At 66.5% G+C, this 18,262-nt stretch carries 19 protein-coding genes and 1 tRNA gene; 3 read left to right on the forward strand and 17 right to left on the reverse strand.

The genetic code is table 11. The annotated features are described in order from the left end of the window. The first annotated feature begins 70 nt into the window (after positions 1-70). Positions 71-147, forward strand: a tRNA-Arg gene (locus E1289_RS20780). A gap of 204 nt (positions 148-351) precedes the next feature. Here E1289_RS20780 and E1289_RS20785 read toward each other — a convergent pair. The 10 genes from E1289_RS20785 to E1289_RS20830 all read right to left on the reverse strand — a co-directional run bounded on the left by E1289_RS20785 (position 352) and on the right by E1289_RS20830 (position 8,088). Continuing rightward, complete coding sequence (locus E1289_RS20785; RefSeq protein ID WP_207929065.1) at positions 352-1,734, reverse strand: tyrosine-type recombinase/integrase; 1,383 nt, start codon at positions 1,732-1,734, stop codon at positions 352-354. Continuing rightward, positions 1,731-1,925 (reverse strand): helix-turn-helix domain-containing protein, encoded by a 195-nt coding sequence (locus E1289_RS20790; RefSeq protein ID WP_131982633.1) that lies wholly within the window; start codon positions 1,923-1,925, stop codon positions 1,731-1,733. Before E1289_RS20790 ends, E1289_RS20785 begins: the two co-directional genes overlap by 4 nt. Then, positions 1,922-3,544: a replication initiator gene (locus E1289_RS20795; protein WP_131982635.1), complete on the reverse strand. Its 1,623-nt coding sequence runs from the start codon at positions 3,542-3,544 to the stop codon at positions 1,922-1,924. Before E1289_RS20795 ends, E1289_RS20790 begins: the two co-directional genes overlap by 4 nt. Positions 3,545-3,600: 56 nt before the next feature. Further along, positions 3,601-5,058 carry an FtsK/SpoIIIE domain-containing protein gene (locus E1289_RS20800; protein WP_243712999.1) on the reverse strand — a complete coding sequence of 486 codons (1,458 nt, stop codon included), beginning with the start codon at positions 5,056-5,058 and terminating at the stop codon, positions 3,601-3,603. A gap of 83 nt (positions 5,059-5,141) precedes the next feature. Then, a complete protein-coding gene (locus E1289_RS20805; protein ID WP_131982637.1) occupies positions 5,142-5,453 on the reverse strand; it encodes a hypothetical protein in 312 nt (103 codons plus the stop codon). Then, entirely contained in the window at positions 5,450-5,728 is a 279-nt protein-coding gene (locus E1289_RS20810) for a hypothetical protein (RefSeq protein ID WP_131982639.1), read from the reverse strand. Before E1289_RS20810 ends, E1289_RS20805 begins: the two co-directional genes overlap by 4 nt. Then, positions 5,728-6,153, reverse strand: coding sequence for a plasmid replication, integration and excision activator (locus tag E1289_RS20815; protein ID WP_131982641.1), 426 nt, complete (start codon positions 6,151-6,153; stop codon positions 5,728-5,730). The genes E1289_RS20810 and E1289_RS20815 overlap by 1 nt, the downstream gene beginning before the upstream one ends. Positions 6,154-6,263: 110 nt before the next feature. Then, positions 6,264-6,995 carry a GntR family transcriptional regulator gene (locus E1289_RS20820; RefSeq protein ID WP_131982643.1) on the reverse strand — a complete coding sequence of 244 codons (732 nt, stop codon included), beginning with the start codon at positions 6,993-6,995 and terminating at the stop codon, positions 6,264-6,266. A gap of 319 nt (positions 6,996-7,314) precedes the next feature. Beyond that, complete coding sequence (locus E1289_RS20825) at positions 7,315-7,617, reverse strand: hypothetical protein (RefSeq protein ID WP_131982645.1); 303 nt, start codon at positions 7,615-7,617, stop codon at positions 7,315-7,317. Positions 7,618-7,794: 177 nt separating this feature from the next. Next, the gene (locus tag E1289_RS20830; RefSeq protein ID WP_131982647.1) at positions 7,795-8,088 is read right to left on the reverse strand and encodes a hypothetical protein; all 294 of its coding nucleotides are present in this window, start codon (positions 8,086-8,088) and stop codon (positions 7,795-7,797) included. Positions 8,089-8,407: 319 nt separating this feature from the next. Between E1289_RS20830 and E1289_RS20835 the strand changes: the two genes are divergently transcribed. Together E1289_RS20835 and E1289_RS20840 are read left to right on the forward strand one after the other, a co-directional pair. After that, a complete protein-coding gene (locus tag E1289_RS20835) occupies positions 8,408-9,292 on the forward strand; it encodes a DUF5919 domain-containing protein (RefSeq protein WP_131982649.1) in 885 nt (294 codons plus the stop codon). Continuing rightward, positions 9,289-10,095, forward strand: coding sequence for an inositol monophosphatase family protein (locus E1289_RS20840; RefSeq protein ID WP_131982651.1), 807 nt, complete (start codon positions 9,289-9,291; stop codon positions 10,093-10,095). The genes E1289_RS20835 and E1289_RS20840 overlap by 4 nt, the downstream gene beginning before the upstream one ends. A gap of 75 nt (positions 10,096-10,170) precedes the next feature. Here E1289_RS20840 and E1289_RS20845 read toward each other — a convergent pair whose 3' ends face one another. The 7 genes from E1289_RS20845 to E1289_RS20880 all read right to left on the reverse strand — a co-directional run bounded on the left by E1289_RS20845 (position 10,171) and on the right by E1289_RS20880 (position 18,243). Continuing rightward, positions 10,171-12,087, reverse strand: coding sequence for a tetratricopeptide repeat protein (locus E1289_RS20845; protein ID WP_131982653.1), 1,917 nt, complete (start codon positions 12,085-12,087; stop codon positions 10,171-10,173). A 542-nt stretch (positions 12,088-12,629) separates the two neighbouring features. Continuing rightward, on the reverse strand, positions 12,630-12,887 hold the full coding sequence (locus E1289_RS20850) for a hypothetical protein (RefSeq protein ID WP_131982655.1): 258 nt from the start codon (positions 12,885-12,887) through the stop codon (positions 12,630-12,632). After that, positions 12,884-13,186 carry a DUF6247 family protein gene (locus E1289_RS20855; RefSeq protein ID WP_131982657.1) on the reverse strand — a complete coding sequence of 101 codons (303 nt, stop codon included), beginning with the start codon at positions 13,184-13,186 and terminating at the stop codon, positions 12,884-12,886. Before E1289_RS20855 ends, E1289_RS20850 begins: the two co-directional genes overlap by 4 nt. 573 nt (positions 13,187-13,759) lie before the next feature. Further along, on the reverse strand, positions 13,760-15,340 hold the full coding sequence (gene fadD1 / locus E1289_RS20865) for a fatty-acid--CoA ligase FadD1 (protein WP_131982659.1): 1,581 nt from the start codon (positions 15,338-15,340) through the stop codon (positions 13,760-13,762). After that, entirely contained in the window at positions 15,333-16,271 is a 939-nt protein-coding gene (locus E1289_RS20870; protein WP_131982661.1) for an alpha/beta hydrolase, read from the reverse strand. Before E1289_RS20870 ends, fadD1 begins: the two co-directional genes overlap by 8 nt. Further along, a complete protein-coding gene (locus E1289_RS20875) occupies positions 16,268-16,897 on the reverse strand; it encodes a TetR/AcrR family transcriptional regulator (RefSeq protein WP_131982663.1) in 630 nt (209 codons plus the stop codon). Before E1289_RS20875 ends, E1289_RS20870 begins: the two co-directional genes overlap by 4 nt. Next, a complete protein-coding gene (locus E1289_RS20880; RefSeq protein WP_131982665.1) occupies positions 16,894-18,243 on the reverse strand; it encodes an NAD(P)-binding domain-containing protein in 1,350 nt (449 codons plus the stop codon). Before E1289_RS20880 ends, E1289_RS20875 begins: the two co-directional genes overlap by 4 nt. Positions 18,244-18,262: the final 19 nt, after the last annotated feature.

Below are 18,262 nucleotides of genomic sequence, written 5' to 3' on the forward strand. Positions count from 1 at the left end.
GCCCGATATAGATGTGGAGCCGAAGGACCCGCCCCCATACACTGTGTCCCGGCGTCCCGCCGGGCGCCGAGCGCCCGTAGCTCAGCTGGACAGAGCATCGGACTTCTAATCCGACGGTCGCGGGTTCGAATCCTGCCGGGCGCGCCACCCCCACCAGCCGATCAACATCCTGACCTGCGAGAACGCCTCTCGCGTCCGTTCGGCCGGATGCAGCCAGATGCCACCGAACGCAGCCGCGCGGCACTGTTCCCGGAATATACGCGGAATGACTCCGCCCGCGTTTGCCCAGGTCAGCACACAAGACAAGAGAGGCCCCGGAACGCCCCGGAGCCTCTCCACCGCAGTTGCCGATCATGCCGCCAACGCGTCCTCGATGCGCTGATTGGCTACCTCCCGCTGCCCATCGATGCACCTGGCGTACACACGCAACATCACATCGACCCCGTGGCCAGCGCGTTCGGCCGCTTCGGGCGCATGGACGCCCGCATTGAGCCAGAGCGACACCGCCGCATGCCGCAGGTCGTACGGCCGGGCCGCCAACGGCGATTCGACCTGATCCGGAGCGAGCGCCAGGACACGAGCCCGCTTCCAGACCTGCGCGTACGCCGAGCCGGAGAACGACCGGCCGCCACTGGTGACGAACAGCCGACCATCCTCGGCCGTCCCGAAGGCGTCGAGGTGTTCCCGGAGCATCGTCACCAACTCGGGAGGGATCGGGACGGGCCGCACGATGTCGTCCTCCCGATGCTTGAGGCCCCGATCATCGAAGGTCTCCCCCGAGTCGGTGTACCGCTTGTTGCTCTGGGGCCGGGTCTTCTTCAGCGTGATCAGCCCCCACCCGGTTGCCGGAAGTTCGCAGTCCTGCCGACGCAGCCCCGCCGCCTCTGCCGGACGAAGGCCGGCGAAGTACATGCACCCGAACATCGCCCGCAGCCGAGGCCCCCGAGACCGGCCGACATAGGAAACCGCCGTCAGCAGCTCGCGAGCTTGGGACGGATTCACAACGACCCGCCGATCAATGGCCCTGTTCTGCTTGGGAGGACGCCACTTCACTCGGTCCAGGGGGTTGGCCGCCAACTCCTCCAGTTCGACCGCGTAGCCGAGCGCATGCTTGAACACCGCCCGCTTGCGCCGGAACGTCGAGGAGGCCGCGGGTTGCCCATCGAGTTGGAGCGCGAGCGTTTCCAGAGCGGCCCGAGCCAACCGCGGTTCGTCCAGTTCGGTAATCGGCATGGACGCCGACTCCAGCCAGCGAAGCGCCGCGCCCAGTTCAGCCGACATGTCGGGACGGTGATCGTCCGGGACGAAGACGAATCGCCGGAGAAGCACGCGGAGGAGGGATGCGTCAGGACGGCCGGGCATGTCCTTGACGAACACGAGCGTCACAGCCGTCATGGTGTCGGTGAGGCCCTCCCGAGACTTGGCAGCCGCATGAGGCCAACGCGCCTTGACGTAGGCACGTGCGAACTCCAGCCACGTCCGAGCGGTCGCCGCTTTGAGCATGGACAGCGGAAGGCCCGTGTCCGTATCGAACGCCTCACCGTTCTTGGCAGCCTGCCTGAGGTCAGACAGGAAGCTCTTTGCCTGTGAAGACCGTTCGAACGTCCGGGACTTCTCACGGCCGCCGACCGTCCAACGCGCGGTGTACGAGATGACCTTGCCCGGCTTGTCTGACCTCGGCCCCGCTTTGTTCGGCCGGGTCTCCCAGAACTTGACCTTGTAGGACGTGTTCACGCCGCCTCCCGCAGCGACCAGAGCCATGCGTCGAGATCACTTCGATAGATGCGGATCTCGCCGTTCGGGAGCTTGAACCCAGCCGGAGCCCGACCGATCTCCCGCCACCGGTAGAAGGTCCGCCGAGAGATCCCGCCGAGTTCTTCGAGCACCTGGTCAACCGTGAGAAGTTCATCCCGCTTGCCGCTCACGCTGCCTCCGGAGTTGCCGAAAGTTCGGGGGTTGGGTTGTGGGTTGCTTGGTCGAGTTGCTTGCGTCGCTGGATGCGTTCGTTGATCAGCAGCAGTAGGCGTTGCTCTGCTGGTTTCACGTCCGGGTCGCCAGGCCCCGCGCGTTCCCAGACGTGGACGGCGTTGGGATCGGCCGGGTTGGTCACGGGGACACCGGCCTCAGCCAGCCGCGCCAGCACCCAGGCTTTGCGGTCGGCTTTGTGATCGGCGAGGGTCTTGCCCGACCATTTGCGGGAGACGAGCACGCGACGGCCGCCGTAGCCGAGGTGTTCGCGTCGGTGGGCCTTGCCCTTGCAGTAGCCGGGCGTGAGGCCCTTGCGCGCGTTCTTGGGCTGGACGCCGTAGCGCAGCCAGTTCGCGCACGTCGGTGAGCACGGCTCGTGGCGCAGTGCTTCGGCCATCCGGTCGACGTGTTCGCGCTGCGCGCTGGTTTCGGCGTTGTGGCATTCGGCGACGCCCTTGACGAGGTACTTGGTCAGGTAGCCGATCAGCTTGCGAGACTGCGGAGAGTCAGCGAGAACGCCTTGTGCGTCGATCTGCCGCCCGAACTTCACCACGTGCAGGGGTTCGGCGTTCTCGTCCTGGCCGAGGGCGTCCAACGCCTCGTCCCAGGTCGGAAGGACTTCGCCGGTTGCGGGGTCGAGGTATCCGCCCTCTGGCCCGGCCGCCTCGTCCCAGACCGGGAGCCGTTCCCCCTCGAAGACGACGCGGTCGGTCGAGGGCCACCACACCTGGTGATAGGTGGCCGCCACCACCTGCCGCAGCTCAGCCCGCGAGATCGTTCCCCGTATGGCCATGTGCAGGTGGGGAGCCAGCCGCCGTTGTGGTTCGACGGCGGCGAAGTACTGCACGTCGTAGCCGACGAACCGGCGAAGGTTCTGCACGAACCGATCGACCAGCTTGGAGAAGTGCAGCGCATCACGGGCAGCCCGCGTGTAGTCGTAGCCGTCCGGGTCGACCGGAGTTCCGTCCGAGCGCACCCGCCCGTAGGAGTCCAGCGTCAGGGTCAGGAAGATCGACGGCCGGAACGCATTACCGTCACGGCCCCGGAACACCTTGCCGACCGTGCGGGAGTCGACCGGACGACGAGGAAGGTCCGGAGCATCCTGCCGCCGCCGGGTCGACCGCGTCCGCCGGCTCTTGCCCTGTTCTGTCTTGAGGGAGCCGCGGACCCCCGTGCGTTCGAGCTCGTTGTCGAGGTCCCGTATGACCGCGTCCCAGAACTCGGCGTCTTCCCCGTCCGCCGTCCCGTCGACGGTTGCGCGGTCACGGGCCGCCGCCGCGTGCGCCCGCAGTTCCATCCACGCGCGCTGTTCCTCGTCCGGGTCGGCGCGCGTGATAATCGGTTCGTCGGTCAGGTGCCAGCCTTGACGGCACTGGACCGCGCGGAGCTTGCGCTTGCGTTCGGCGCACGAGGGGCAGACCGAGGCCAGGGTGTGCCCGCACGGGACATACACCACCTCGGCCGCGCCCGTGTTCAGGTCCACCCGCCGCATCGGCACGGGCCGGATGCAGACGCCGTGTTCGACTGCGACCGCTTCCAGCACCCCCCGCGCCAGCGGAGGCAGGGTCTTGACCACCGGTTCCGGCTCGGGCTCGTCGAGGGTGGGTTGGGTGATGCGGGTAGGGGGTTTGGTCACGCCGCCTCCACATCGGGCAGGCCGAGTGCGACCATCGCGTGGATATCGGCATCGGAGACGTACGCTGCCCGGACCCGTACCGGATCCGGGGAGGCTTCCAGCCGGACGAAGCCAACGCCCGCGCCGATCTCGGGAACGGATGAGATCTGGTCGGCCAGGGCGCCGCGGTCGCGGGCACCGTCGCCCAGGACCATGTCGACCTGTTCGTCCTCGTCCAGGCGCAGGGCGATGCGGTCGGGGAACAGGTTGCGCAGGTTGTTGACCTCTTTGCGCGCGTCCTGCTGAGCGCCGATGACGCAGTACCCCACCGACCGGCCCTGTGAGGTCAGCACCGCCAGCGCGGATTCGGCGCGCTTTCTCAGGTCGCGTTCGGGGCAGTAGGCGGTCAGGAACGCCAGCTCATCCACCACGATCACCCGGAACGGGAAATCACGCGACGGCGTGAACGACCGGGTCACACCCGCGAACCGCTCCGCACGGGCGTTCATGTCCTCGGCCGCCGCCTCCAGCAGATCGACCATGCCGCCCTTGGGATCGGAGGAGTACCGCCCGTACCGCTCGAACAGCACCCGCCCAAACGACAACTCCATGCGTTTCGGGTCGACGGCCCACACCTCCACCAGCCCACCGAGCATGAGCGGCAGGAGTGCGCGGACGGTCGACCAGATGACCGAGCCCTTGCCGGCCCCTGTCGCTCCCGCGATGAGGACGTGAGTGCCGAGCAGACGCAGCCGCCAGGGTGAGCCGTCCTCGCACCGCCCGACCACCACGGCGGACAGGTCCACATCGGAGGCGTCCGGGACGGGCAGAGCCGGTATCGGTTCGGCGAGGGCATCGCGGCGGACGAACTCCAGCCAGACGCGTCCCGGACGGTCCCCGTCCCGCACCCGGACCAGGGACGCGCCGAAGCCGTGCGCCAGGTTGGCCGTGACCCGCTCCCACGCGTCCGGCGCCTGGCCCTTAAGCATCCGGACCAGCACCCGATCACAGGTCGGACCGGAACGGACGCGGACGAGGGTTGGCAGGTACTCACGGCCCTTGTGCACTTTGGTGAGCCCGGCCGTGACCAGGACCGGTTGCCAGTGCCGCCGATACACGAACACCATGCGCCACCAGGACCGGGCCGGACGGGCGACCCAGCGGACGAAGGACGGACGGTTCACCCCCGCCCACACGCCCAGGCCCACGGCGACGAGGGCCAGGACCAGGACGGGGACGGTCCACCCGTACCGGTAGCCGAGCCAGCCCAGCGCGGACACGGCCGAGACGGGGACGATGTTGCGGACCAGGAACACCAGGACGCGGACGAGGGCACGGGCGGCGTTGACGATGAGGACCAGGCCCTCGGGCATGTGCCACACCGGAGGCGCCCACTTGGGGGCCGCGAACGGGTCACGCTGGGTTTCGACGGCGACGTTTTCGCCGGGGGCGAGCTTGCGGAACTCCCATGCCATGATGGGTCACACCTCTTCTTTGTGCTGTTCAGGGGAGAGAAGCGGGGCGGCCGGAGGTACCAGCTCCAGCCGCCCCACCTAGATCACGCCGCCGGGTCTTCGGCGGACTCGGCCGCTACGCCGTTGAGGGAGTGGAGCCGCTCCACCTCGGCCGCGTAGGCCGCGAACGACTCGGCGAGCTTGCGCGCGACCTGGACGTCTTCGGCGGTCGGTGCCGTGGCCCTGGTCGGAGCGATGAGCACGTGAGCGCGGCAGTGCGTGACCGAGATCTGCGCCCGGTTCTTGCCGCGCGGGACCAGCACCGACACCCGCTCATCCGGGTACATGATCACCGAGGTGAGCGCCGTCCCGTCCGGCTCCACCTGAACCGAGGTGTAGCTGTAGGACCCCATCACGCAGCCCTCCCCTTGCCCGAGGAACGGCCCGACGAGGAGCCACGGCCGGAGCGGTACAGCCGCTCGACCTCGACCGCGTACGCCGCCGCCTGCTCGGCCAGCCGCCGCGCGAACTCCACATCCGAGGCGCCCAGCCGCTCCGGAAGCGTCAGGGTGACCAGCACGCGACCCGCCGACACCGAGAACAGCGGCGTACGCGCCCGAAACGACTTGAACTCGGTCGAGGCCCCGCCGTCAATGGGCAGCGACAGCGCCGACATGCGCCCGCCCGCCATCACGCCGCATCCTTCGCAGCCGAATCCTTGCCCGAGCCACGGGCCGCGCCGCCCTTGAAGTTGGCCGGACGGACCGCCGCCGCCTTGAGCGAGTAGGCCAGCCGCCCGGTACCGCTGTTGACGTACGGCGTGACCGCCAGGCCATCGAACTCCACCGGCACGAACGGGAACCCCGCCGGAGCCTCCGGCATCACCGGCTGAACCGGCGCCATCAGCTTGACCTTGAACGTCCCCCTGGACTCCGGATCGGCGTCCAGAACCTCCACCGACCACACCAGTTCCCCGGTGTCCTTGTCCCGCGCCTGCACGAAGTTCTCCCGGGTCGACCGGTCGAAGTCCCGCACCGGCTCGACACCGCCCTTGACGAACGCGCCGTAGGGGAACACGTCCCCGAACGCGACCTTGAACGGACCCTGCACCGCCATGGCAATCGCTCCCATCCGGTCAACTGTCTGTCAGTTGACCTATCAAGTGCGATCGTAAGCGTACCCAGCTTGGTCTATCAAGTAACTAACCGGCGAGTGGCCGGATACGGTCACGCCAGCGGGTAGGCGTCTTCCAGCTCATGCAGGTCAGCGGGCAGGACCGTGTCAACCACCATCAGCGGACGACCAGCAGCGTCCCGAGCCGTCGCGTAGACGACCAGGACGGGCGTCCCCTCACTCATCGACAAGGCGCCCGCCTCCTCGCCGGTCGGCATCCTCGCAACGATGTGCTCGATGACGTGATCGAGCTTCACATCCTTGCGGGACTCCAGATGCTCCCGAACGCCTTGTTTCAGCGGTTCGGCGCTGGTGAGGTTGGTCCCTTCCGACAGGTCCAGAGGCAGCCACAGGGACAGCAGCTCAGACGGCGAACCGTCAGCCGTCAGCAGCCGCCGGCGAAGGAACGCCTTGCCGGAAGACCCGAGGCCGAGCAGGGAGCGGATGCGGTTCGGTGCGTCAACCACGCCAGCGGCCAGGACCTCACCGGGGATGGCCGCCTCCGAGCCAGCCAACCGCACCTGCCCCGCCCGTGCGCTCTCCAGCGAAGCCAGAGCGGGACGGCCCCGGACGAACCGGCCCTTGCCCTGCTGAGAGTCGATCCAGCCTTGATCTCGCAGAACCCGCAGGGCCGCCACCACGGTCGGGCGACTCACCCCGAACTCTTCGATGAGCTGGTGTTCGCTCGGCATCGCCGAGCCGGGAGGGTACCGACCGGACTCGATGCGCCGTTGAAGCTCCGCAACAAGCTGGGCGTACTTGGGGGGTACGGATTCAAGGCTCATCTCGACCGTCCATCATCCGACAGGTTGTCTTACCAGGTCAGCGCTAATGTACGCCGAACCCCTCCCGGCTGTCACGACTAACGGACGCCAGTAGGCCCGACTACGCCAGCAGGAGCAGCCGACCCAAGCGCCTCAGCCATCCGGGTCGCAAGCTCCATCGGCGTCGCCGCTTCGAGGAGCACCCATCGCGCCGCCCACGGCAAGACAGCCCACCACCGCAACGTGTGGTGCCCGAACCAGACCGACGAGCCGGGGAACCGGCGTTGCAGGGTGATGACCGCCGCGGTCACATCGTCCGGTGCGTCCCCGGCCCACGGCATCACGACCGGTGCCCCAGCGGGTAGGACGCGGCCGGTTCGGTCATAAACGCGGTAATGCGGTCGGCGGCCCCGTCCAGGTCCTTCACCGGGTGCAGGTTGTCCACCCGCCACCAGGAGACCACTCCCTTGCGGCGGTTCACCACGACGTAGCCGACGACATCCATGGTCGTCCCGCCAGGCCGGGTGACCGTCAGGCCGGGTATCGCGTCGCGCATCTGCACGCACAGGCCACGGGCGACCAAGGCCCGACACAGGGCGCCCAACACGCGCAGTTCGGCGTCGCGGGACAGCGAAGGACTCATCACCTGTTCTCGCTTTCGTTGGAAGCAGAGCCGGAGGCGCGGGGCCAGGTCCGTCCCTCCCACACGCGTGACCAACCGGGGGAAACGGGGGGCGATCACGCGACGGACCGTCCTCGTCGCGCCGCCGGCTCTGCCGTTCAATGCGCCATGGCCAGCCCTCAGGCCAGCCGCACAGCGCTAGTCGAAGTGGTCGTTCGCCGAGCCGTTGAGCTGCCCGGCCTGTGCGGTCACAAAGCGAGCCACCTTGCCCGCCGCGCCCGGCACATCGTCGACCGGGTGCTTGCTGTCGTCGCGTCGCCAGGTGAACGTCCGACCCGAGGCCCCGACGAACACCCACACGAACAGGCCCGGATTAGCCGTAGCCACCAGCAGCCCCGGCATTGCCTCATCCAGCCGGACGGCCAGTCCCAGCCCCACGAGGGACGCCTGTAGATCAGACAGAAGCCGCAACTCGACATCCCGCGCGTTCACGACCCCGCACCGCCCCGCCGCCCAGACGCGCGACCCGACCCCAGACAGTCAGGGCAGGAGTCCCGACGGCTGTCAGCCGGAACGCCCGCCACGTGCCCCGGCGTCAACGTCCGCCGCGCCACACGCCGCTTAACCCCGCGGCCCCTGCAAGAGGTGCAATCGCTCGCCATGACGACACCGTGCCAACAAGTCACGTTGCGTCACGACGCCATGATCATCTCGTCTCGCACATCAACGTCTTACAACCGTCTCGACTTTGTCTCGTCTTCGACGTCACGCCGCGCCTAGCCTGGTGAACGTCGACCAGAGAGGACGGCCGGTGTCTCCCCAACCGATCCTGCTGCAAGTCGTGATCCGCCAGCACCGCCTACAGCGGTACGGCATGTTCCAGGCCGCCTACAACGAGGCAGCCAAGAAGGTCTCGCCCGAGCTGGCGGGCACCGCACCGAGCCGCGCCCAGCTCCACCGCTGGACATCCGGCGAACTCAAACGCCTTCCCTACACAGATCACTGCCGCGTCCTGGAGGCGATGTTCCCCGAGTGGACGGCCGACGAGCTGTTCGCCCCATGCCCGCCTCACGTCCTGGCCGACGAGCCCGCCGCCCACAACCGCAGCGACGAGCGCGCCGACCTCGAATCGACCGCCGACCGAGTAGGCCCCAACCCCTACGCCGACGTCACCGCAGTATTCGCCACCCGCGCCGAGTTCTCATTCGCGCACCCGCCGCACGCCCTTCTCGACGGCGCGAGCAGGATCAGAGCCGCCGGCCTCTCCCTCAACATGCTGTGCCAGCAGTACCCCGACCAGCGTCTCTACCGGCTCATCGAAGACGGCACCACCCTGCAAGCTCTGTTCCTGGACCCCGAAGGCAAGGCCATCCGAGCCCGCGAACAGGAAGAGGGCTACACAGACAACCACCTGACGACCCTCACGCGCCTGAACATCGAGGTCCTGACGCGCCTACGCAAGCGCCTATCGCCCGAGGCCCAAGAGCAATTGTCCGTCGCCGTCTACGACGAGACGATCCGCTTCAACATCACGCTCATCAACGACAAGCTATGCGTGATGCAGCCCTACCTACCGAACGCCCGCGGAGTCGACTCACCCACGTTCCTCGCCGAACGCAACTCGACCGGCACCGGCCTGTATGGGACGTTCGAAGAAATCTTCACCGCGCTATGGGAACGAGGCCGAACCGTATGACCGACGCACCCGCCGCACTACTACCCGTCGCCCTCCGAGCAGCGGAGATAGCCAGCGACCTAGTGCGCACACGCGTCCCCGGCCTGCTCACCACCAAAGGTGACCGCGACATGGCCAGCGAAGTCGACTACGCCGTAGAACGCGCCGTCCGCGACCACCTCAAACAGCGAACACCCGACATCGCCATCCTCGGCGAAGAAGAAGGCATCAGCGGAGACACTGCCAGCGACCTCATGTGGGCCATCGACCCAGTAGACGGCACCGCCAACTTCGTTCGCAACATCCCGCTGTGTGGCTTCTCGCTCGGCCTCATCGAACGAGGCCGCCCCGTAGTAGGCGTCATCGACCTGCCGTTCCTAGGCACCCGCTACCACGCAGGCCAGCACACCGGTGCCTACCTCGGAGACCGCCGCATACAAGCCAGCATGACCACCGACCTCAAAGACGCAATCGTCGCCATAGGTGACTACGCCGTAGGCGAAGGAGCCGAAGCCAAGAACCGCCAACGCATCGCCCTAACCGAACGCCTAGCGGCCAGTGTTCAACGAGTCCGGATGCTCGGCTCAGCCGCCATAGACCTAGCCTGGGTTGCAGAAGGCAAGCTAGACGCCAGCATCACACTTTCAAACAAACCCTGGGACACCGCCGCAGGCGTCATCATCGCCCGCGAAGCGGGAGCCAAGGTTGCGGACCAGGACGGCACCGACCACACCTTCGACTCTTCGGCAACCGTCTGCGCAGCATCCGCGGTCGCCTCGGCCGTCCTTACTTTGATCAACAGCGTCGGGATGCGCTCTAGCTAAGAATCGAGCTTAGGCTAGTGACTTCTGCCATTGTGCGCGACGGCGGGAGCCTATCCAGCTCCAAGCGAAAGTCACTCAAGGCCACGCCACTTCATCGAGGATGTCTTCCAGTACTCGCTTCTCCTCTGACCGAAGTTGGCAATTCTTGCTCTGGAGCACGTAAGTTACTGTAGCCGGATGTATGCGCGTTCCAGTTTCGCGGAGTTCGTCCAGACGGGGCCGCGCCGGTGACGACAAACGCCCGCGAGTAACGACTTTCAACAGAACTAGCTCCATTTCTAGCTTGTGATCAAGGTCTTCAGTTGGAATGGCATCCAATCTCCTCCGCGCAGCATCCGTGCGCCCTGCTACGAAGAGCGCCGCTGCCAGATTGAGTGCAATTTCGACTGAATTGGGAAACTCGCCGTGCGCTCTGCTAAGCATTTTGACTGCTTGAGTGACCTTGCCTGCACAGAGCAACGCGGCTCCGTAGTTCGCGACCCTCAAGTGAGATTTCCTTAGCCGCTTCATCGATCTCTTATAGTAGTGCAAAGCTGAATAGCAATCACCAGCAATTAATAGAAGGTCTGCGTAAAATATTTGGACCTCAAGCTCGCCAGGTGCGAGCGCTACAGCCTGAGCTGCCTTCTCTAGGGCAGAGTCTAGATTTCCATTGGCCAGCAGATCAAGTTCACTCGAAAGCCATATAACACGGTAGTCAGAACTATCTAGCCCAACTGCACTAGACATGAGGTCCAGCGCCTCTGCAGTCCGCCCCATTCGGTGGTGCAGGAAGGCGGACTTGCGTGCCAAGGCAAGAGCGCTTCTACTATCGACGCAGGCAGCATCATGATACTTTTCGGCCCCCGAAATATCGTCCATACACTCATCAAGGAAGCATGCATAGTCGGACACCATCCAACTAGGCGGGGAACTGTCGAACGTACCTAGCGCAGCTAGGAACCACCTCTTAGCTTCCACTGCATTATCGAGCTTGCGCCAGTACAACTTTGCGAGGTTAATCATCGGAAGAGCATTGTCTGCGTCAAGTTCTATGGATCTCTTGTAGGCCGATTCAGCAGCACGACTCTTCTCCTCCGACATGAGAAAGGAGCCATAGTTGTTCCACGTGCTCGAATCCTCCGGCCGGAACTTAAGCTGGTCACGATGATATTTGTAGTCACCCCCCGTGGTCACAAATGAGGATGAGATCATTTTTATAGGGCGAGGTCTACCGTCTGAGTCTTTGGCTGGATTAAGTCTTAGGCCAGCGTCAGCAAGCATCTTTTCGAACTCTGGAGCGATATGGGTGCCGGTCTGCTTATCGGTGTAGAAGGGCCTACTTCCACCGGTTCCATCAGCTTTTATATAGGCAACGTGGCAGCCTTCGCTGACACTGGATGTCTTGGCTCCAATTTGCGCGTTGAGGGTACTAAGCTTTTGGAAAACCACGGCGGTGTCAGCCTTCATGCGCACCATAAGTTCAAGCTGAGATTTTTCAGTCAGATACTTTCGCGCAAGCTCTCCCTGCAACTGGCGAAGGTCTCCGAGAGGAAATAGCCATGGAGTGCGCGGCTTCGTAAACGAGACCCTGAGTTTGTCCTCCTCAATTCGGACGAGCTCCCCTCGTCGAATCTCCCAGGTGTTTGAGACCAGGCCGATAAACGCCTGACTGCCTCGAGTTGATCCCACGACAAAGGTATGACTTCCCAAGTTTCCACGGCGTACGGATCTTACATAGGAATCCGCAGCCATAAGTGAATCCAGGACTTCTTCAAACGTTGAGTCGCCGGTTAGCCCAGAGGTGGCTTCAACAATCCAAGAGCCGGTCGCTTTGCCGTCGATATAGCCTAAGCCTGTGAATCCTATCAATGCATTCCAGCCTGGCCTTAGAAGTCGTACCAACTTTTGTGCGTCGGTTTCAACTTCTCGACCGCTATAATGGTCTGTATACATGAAGTCGCAAGACATATAAATAGAAAATTCGTCTGATAGAGTAAGAATGAGAGTCATCTAGACCTCCTCTGTATTTCGTTTACACTTGTTCGAGTGAGTAGACTATCTGCTGTAGCTTCAGACTTCAGCAGAGCTGATTCAACCATCCGTCCGAGGACGATCGGCCAAGTTGCCGAATTTGGCTGTTTTAGGTCAAGGGGCGGCGGCGCTCAGGCCGCTGCGCGGCCCCGCGCCTGGCCGCCCGGAGCGTGCGGCGTGGGCGCCGGTCACCGGACGGCCGCGCCGGGCCGCGCATCGCGACACGTCCGCCGGGCCCCGCTCCGACCGGCCGCCACGGGGTACGCGCCACCGCCCAGAGCTGGCACCAGTCGACACCGAAGAACCATCGCCGGTACAGGGACATTGCCACTTGGCGTGGAATGGCACAGGGCTCCCCCGACCCGATGTCTGAGGATGGCGGCGGACGGAACCTGTCAAGGGCGCCCTTCGGGCGTCACTACGTGATGGCTACGCCACCCTTGACAGAACCCGTCCGCCGCTAGGTACGGGTCTCGACGGGTCGGGGGAAGGAAGGTGGGGGAAGAACAGCGGCTACGCCGCTACCCCATCCACAAGATGTCGATGATGCGCAGCGTCTCGGCGTCGTCATCGACCAGCAGCGTGAGCATGCCCTCGCCGTTCGCACCGAAGAAGGCGTGTCTGATGGCTGTCTGGCCTGGCCGCTCAGGCACCGAGTCCCACGGCGTTTCCAAGAGGTCGAGGAGGCGCTCAAGTAGGAGGCCGTGACGGACTTCGTTAGGAAGCCCGTTCAGCTCGTACAGTGCGCGTCCGTGGAAGCCGTCCCAGCGGTACGTCACACCCTGCCTTCCCAGCCCGGAGGGGTGTAGCGGACGAAGCTGTCTTCCCTGCCCTGTAGGGCGTCCTGCACCGCCTCTTCATAGCCGGGACGGCCGTAGGCGATGGCCCGCAGGCGCCACTGTCGTAGGAGGGTTTGGACCTGCTTGAACCGCGCCAGGTCGTGGGCCGCGTCGAGCGCCTCGTCATACTCGGCCCGGAACTGGGCACGATGCGCCGGCGGGAGCGCATCGAAGATCGCGGCCGGATCTTCGCCAGGATCGCGCCGCGGCGCGGTCGGTTCCTCGGGCTGAGCGGTCATGATGTCCAATCTACCTGTGGCCCCCGTCAGGCGTGGAGACTCCCCGCAGGGCAGGCAACAGCCGCACGAGCAAGATCCGGAGCATGCACGGAATGATCTTGCTGACCTCACGGAGTCGCCCGAGAATACGCGCAGTTGAGACGAGGTGCTGAGCCGCCGGAGATCCTCGGACTTCTAATCCGACGGTCGCGGGTTCGAATCCTGCCGGGCGCGCCACCCCTGACCTGCAGTGTTACCACGGCCAAGATCCCAAATTCCGTCCGATTCGTCCCTGTGTTCGCTCGATGTTCGCTCGGCTGTCGCTGAGCCGTCCCCAACCTTGTTGATCGCAGGTGGACGACGCGGCCCGCTGCTGTCGTTTCGTCCGGCTCGGGACCGGTGCGGGCGTTGAGGATGACGGCGGCGTCTTCCGCGGATTGGCGGGCCAGGTCGGGTAGGACGCTGAACTCCTCGGAGTAGACCTTCATCCTCACACGGGACCCCGCTCCCCCAGACCTCCATGATCCAGGGCGCTCATGGTGTCCACATCTCGGGGGAAGGCCCCACCCGCCGTGCCCCCTTTTCACACATCCTCTAGGGCTCAGGGCGATAGACGTGGCCACGCTCGCTCCGCGTGAATAGCGTGTCTGTGGTCTCGGTGCCCTGAGCCCGGAGCTCGCGCTTGAGAACCTTGTTCGTCGCCGTACTCGGCAGGTCGGTGGCGATCCGGACGAATTTCGGCCATGCCTTCGGCGACAGGTCCGGCTGGGCTTTCAGGAACTCCTGGAGATCGACGGGCGTGAGGGTCGCGCCGTCGCGCAGCACCAGCGCGCACATGAGCTGGTCGCCAGGGGCGTCGGCGTCTGGTATGCCGTACACCGCGGCCTGGCTGACGGCATCGTTGCGCAGCAGCACCCGCTCGATCGGTGCCGCCGCGAGGTTCTCGCCGTCGACGCGCAGCCAGTCGTCGGTGCGACCCGCCAGGTACACGAAGCCTGCTTCGTCCCGATAGGCGAGATCGCCGGACCAGTACATGCCCCCGTCGAGCCGATCGGAGGTCGCCTGGTCGTCGTTGTAGTAGCCGGCGAAGAACCCGGCCCCGGTGGTGTTGACCAGCTCGCCGACCGCCTCGTCCAGGTTGGTCACCCGGCCCAGGTCGTCGAAGACGGCGCGCGGGCACTCGGTGCGGGTGTCTCGGTCGTAGACGGCGACGCCGTCGAACGGCTGCCCGATGGAGCCGGCCGGCGTGTCGTCGGTGCGGGTGATGATGACCGCGGTCTCGGTGGAGCCGAAGCCGTCCCACACGGTGCAGTCGAAGCGACGGGCGAACTCCTCGATGTCGCGGTCGCTCGCCTCGTTGCCGAACGCGACACGTAGTGGGTTGTCCCGGTCGTCGGGCTGTTCCGGTGTCGCGAGCAGGTAGGCGAGCGGCTTGCCGACGTAGTTGAGGTAAGTCGCACCATAGTGGCGCAGGTCGCTGAGGAACCGGCTTGCGCTGAACTGGGCCGGCGCCAGAGCGGCGCCGGCGTGGGCGTGCACGGCGTATCCGGCGAGAATGGCGTTGCTGTGGAACATGGGCATCGAGGAATAGACGATGTCCTCGGTCGTCAGGTCGAACTTGTCGGCGAGTGTCGCCCCCGACATCACCGCCATGAAGTTGGCGACCCGCACGGCCTTCGGCTCCCCGCTGGTGCCGGAGGTGAAGATCAGCATGAAGGTGTCCATCGCGTCGACCGCCGGGAACCCGGCGGTTCCACGCGGTGCGCCGGCCACCCGCTTGAGCCAGTCGGCGTCGTCGGTGTCGATCACCGTCGCGCCACCGAGGTCGAGTCCGCCGAGCAGGGCCAGGTGCTGATGATCGGTCAGCAGGATCTGGCAGTCGGCCCGGCGTACGTCGGCCGCGAGACTCTCGCCGCGCCGGGTGGTGTTGATGCCGACGGTCACGTGCCCGCCGAGCGCACCCGCCGCGATCGCCATCGCCATCTCGGGGCTGTTCCGCATCAGCACGCCGACGTGGACCGGCCGGCCCGGGTCGGTCATCGCGTGCAGCACGTGCGCACGGGCGGCGCTCTCGCCGAGGTAGTCGCGCCAGCTCCGCACCTGGTCGCCGTACTTCAGGCCGGGCGTGTCCCGCTCGGCATGCTGGAGGAGGAGGGCCTGGACGGTGTCAGACACGGGACGGCTCCGATGCGGTCGCGGTGGGCGAGGTGGCGGCGGAGGGAACAGTCAGGTGGCGGCTCAGGAACGCCACGACGTGGCGGGTGGCGGCCTCGTGGAAGGGCTTGCCGGCGAAGAGGTCGAAGTGGTCTCCGGGGTAGTGCCGCACCTCGGCGCGACCGGCGAAGGCCGCCTTCGCCGCGGCGTACGGCGGCGCGCTCCTGTCGAAGTCGCAGATCTGCACCAGCCACGGGACCCGCAGCGACTTCGCGTCCTTGGCGGGCGTCCGGCCGCCGAGCTCCAGCACGACGTCGGCGGCGATCTCGTTGCGCCAGGTCGGGCCCGCGAGCGCGTGGTAGTCCTCGTAGGCGCCGGGCAGGGTCAGCGCGCCGAGCTCCCCGGGACGGGCCACGACCGGGATCATCGTCGGCGCGCGGCCGGCCTTGCGTCGTACGGCCGAAGCGATGCCGCGGCCGGTGGAGGCGAGCAGCTGGGCCGGGCGGTGGTGCTTCGCGGCGAGCCGCGCGGCGGCGAGCCCGTCGACGAGCGGCACCGCGGAGACGACCGCCGCGACGTCGTCACGCGCGGCGGCGACGGAGACGACGTGGCCGCCCGCGAGCGAGATGCCCCAGAGCACGACCCGTTCGGCGTCGACGCCCGGAAGTCGCTTCGTTGCCTCGACGGCGGCGTGCCAGTCGGCGACCTGGTCGGCGACGGACACGCACTGGCGCGGTCCACCGTCGCCGGCGTCGCTCGCGCCGAAGCCGCGGTAGTCGAAGGTGACGGCGTGGAAGCCCGCCGCCGCGAACGCCTCGGCGAACGGCTGGAGGCCGGAGTCCTGGGTGCCGGCGAGGCCGTGGCCGAGCACCACGACGGGCGCACCGTCCGCGCCGGCGTGGTGCGTGGCGGCACAGCGCACACCGGCCGAGGTGAAGTCGAAGGTGGTCATGCGATGCCTCCGTAGATGCTGGTCACCCAGATGTGCGTGAGCGCGTCGACGTGTTGCTCGCGCGGCGGTTCACCGCCGAGCGCATGGCGCTCGAGGGCGTGGTCGTTCAGGTCGAGGAGTACGGCGGCCAGGCCCGCCGCGTCCGGACCGTCGGTCGCGTGCCCGGCGGCCCGCTCCCGCTCGATCATCTCCGCGACCATGCCAGCGAACTCGGCGCGGCCCGCGTCCCAGCCCTCCCGGACCTGCGGGTTCGCGGCCCTCGCTTCGAGCAGGGCGCGGTAGGTGTGCGGCGAGGCGTCGACGGAGTCGAAGAGCGAGTCGAGGACCTGCCGGATCCGCTCGCCGGGATCACCCTCCGCCTTGGCCAGCAGGTCGGTCGCGTCCGACGCGGCGTCGTACAGGCCGGTCATCAAGGCGAGCACCGCGGTGGCCTTGCTCTCGAAGTAGAAGTAGAACGCCGAGCGGGTGACGCCGGCCCGCCGCGAGATCTCCGCGACGTTGACCTGGTCGAGGGTCTGCTCGCGCAGCAGGTCGTCGAGGGCCTGGAGCAGGGCCGAGCGGCGCTGGTCGCCACGGTTGGCACTGCGGCGGTCGACCAGCCGCGCCCACGTGCGCTCCTCGCTCACCCGCGCACCTCCACGGGCCGCCGCGCCCGCTGCCGCCCAGCTCGCTCCAGCCCCGCGGGGATCTCCCGGGTGCGCAGGTCGTGCTCGTAGAGGAAGTAGTCGAGCTGCTGGGTGTGCCGCGGCCGCTGCACCATGTGGGCGGTGTACTTCTGCTGGTCCTCGTCGATCACCCGCTCCATCTCGGCGACCGGCGGCGGCGCGTAGCGGCCGACGAGCCAGGCCGCGACCAGCCGGGTCTGGCACTCGACGAACGGGAACAGTGTCGGCGTCGCCTGGGCGAACCCGATGAACGCGAGGTCGTCCATGCCCGGCTTGAAAATCCGCTTGTAGAGGCGGATGTGGTTCTCGGGCGCGCTGATGAAGTCGGGGTCGAAGAACGGGAAGGTGATGTTGTAGCCGGTGGCGTGGATGACGACGTCGAAGTCCTCGGCGGTGCCGTCGGCGAAGTGCACGGTAGGACCGTCCCAGCGCTCGATGTCGCCCTTGGCCCGCAGGTCGCCGGAGCCGAGCCGCAGCGGCAGCTCGACCGACTGCGTCGGGTGCGCCTCGAAGAACTTGTGGTTGGGCTCGGGCAGGCCGTAGTCGGTCGGGCGGCCGGCGGTCAGCGGCTGCATCACCTGCATGAACTTGCGCTGCCACGCGAACGGGATGTGCGGGGAGGTCTTGTAGTACTTGTCGGCCGGCGTTCCGGCGAAGTACTTCGGCACGATCCACGCACTGGACCGCGTCGAGATGACGACCTCGTTGTCGAGTGTCTTGCTGGAGAGCTCGACCGCGATGTCGGCGGCGCTGTTGCCCAGCCCGATGATCAGGATTCGCTTACCTGTCAGGTCGTGCGGCGTCCGCGGGTCGATGTAGGCGTGCGAGTGCATCGTCAGGCCGGTGAACTCTCCCGGCTTGTCGGCGAAGCGCGGGTCCCAGTGGTGGCCGTTGGCCACCAGGAGCACGTCGAAGCGACGTACGCCGGTGCGCTCGGTCTCCAGCAGCCAGCCGCCGTCGGGGTGCCGCTCGGCGTGCACGACGCCGTTCTCGAACTCGATCCGGCGCCGGATGTCGAACGCGTCGGCGTAGCTGTCGAGGTAGTCCTTGATCTGGGTGTGGTGCGGGAAGTCGGGATAGTCCTCGGGCATCGGGAAGTCCTTGAAGGACAGCTGGTGCTTCGAGGTGTCGATGTGCAGCGAGCGGTAGGCGCTGCTGTGCCCGTTGGGGTTGCCGAAGGCCCAGTTGCCGCCGACGCGGTCCGAGGACTCGAACGTGGCGTAATCCAGCCCGTAGTCCTCCAGCATCTTGCTCATCGTCAGCCCGCTGATGCCGGCACCGATCACGGCGACCGTCGGACCACTCATCGGCTACTCCTCGGCATCT

The organism is Actinomadura sp. 6K520 (assembly GCF_004349245.1).
Taxonomy (GTDB): Bacteria; Actinomycetota; Actinomycetes; order Streptosporangiales; family Streptosporangiaceae; genus Spirillospora.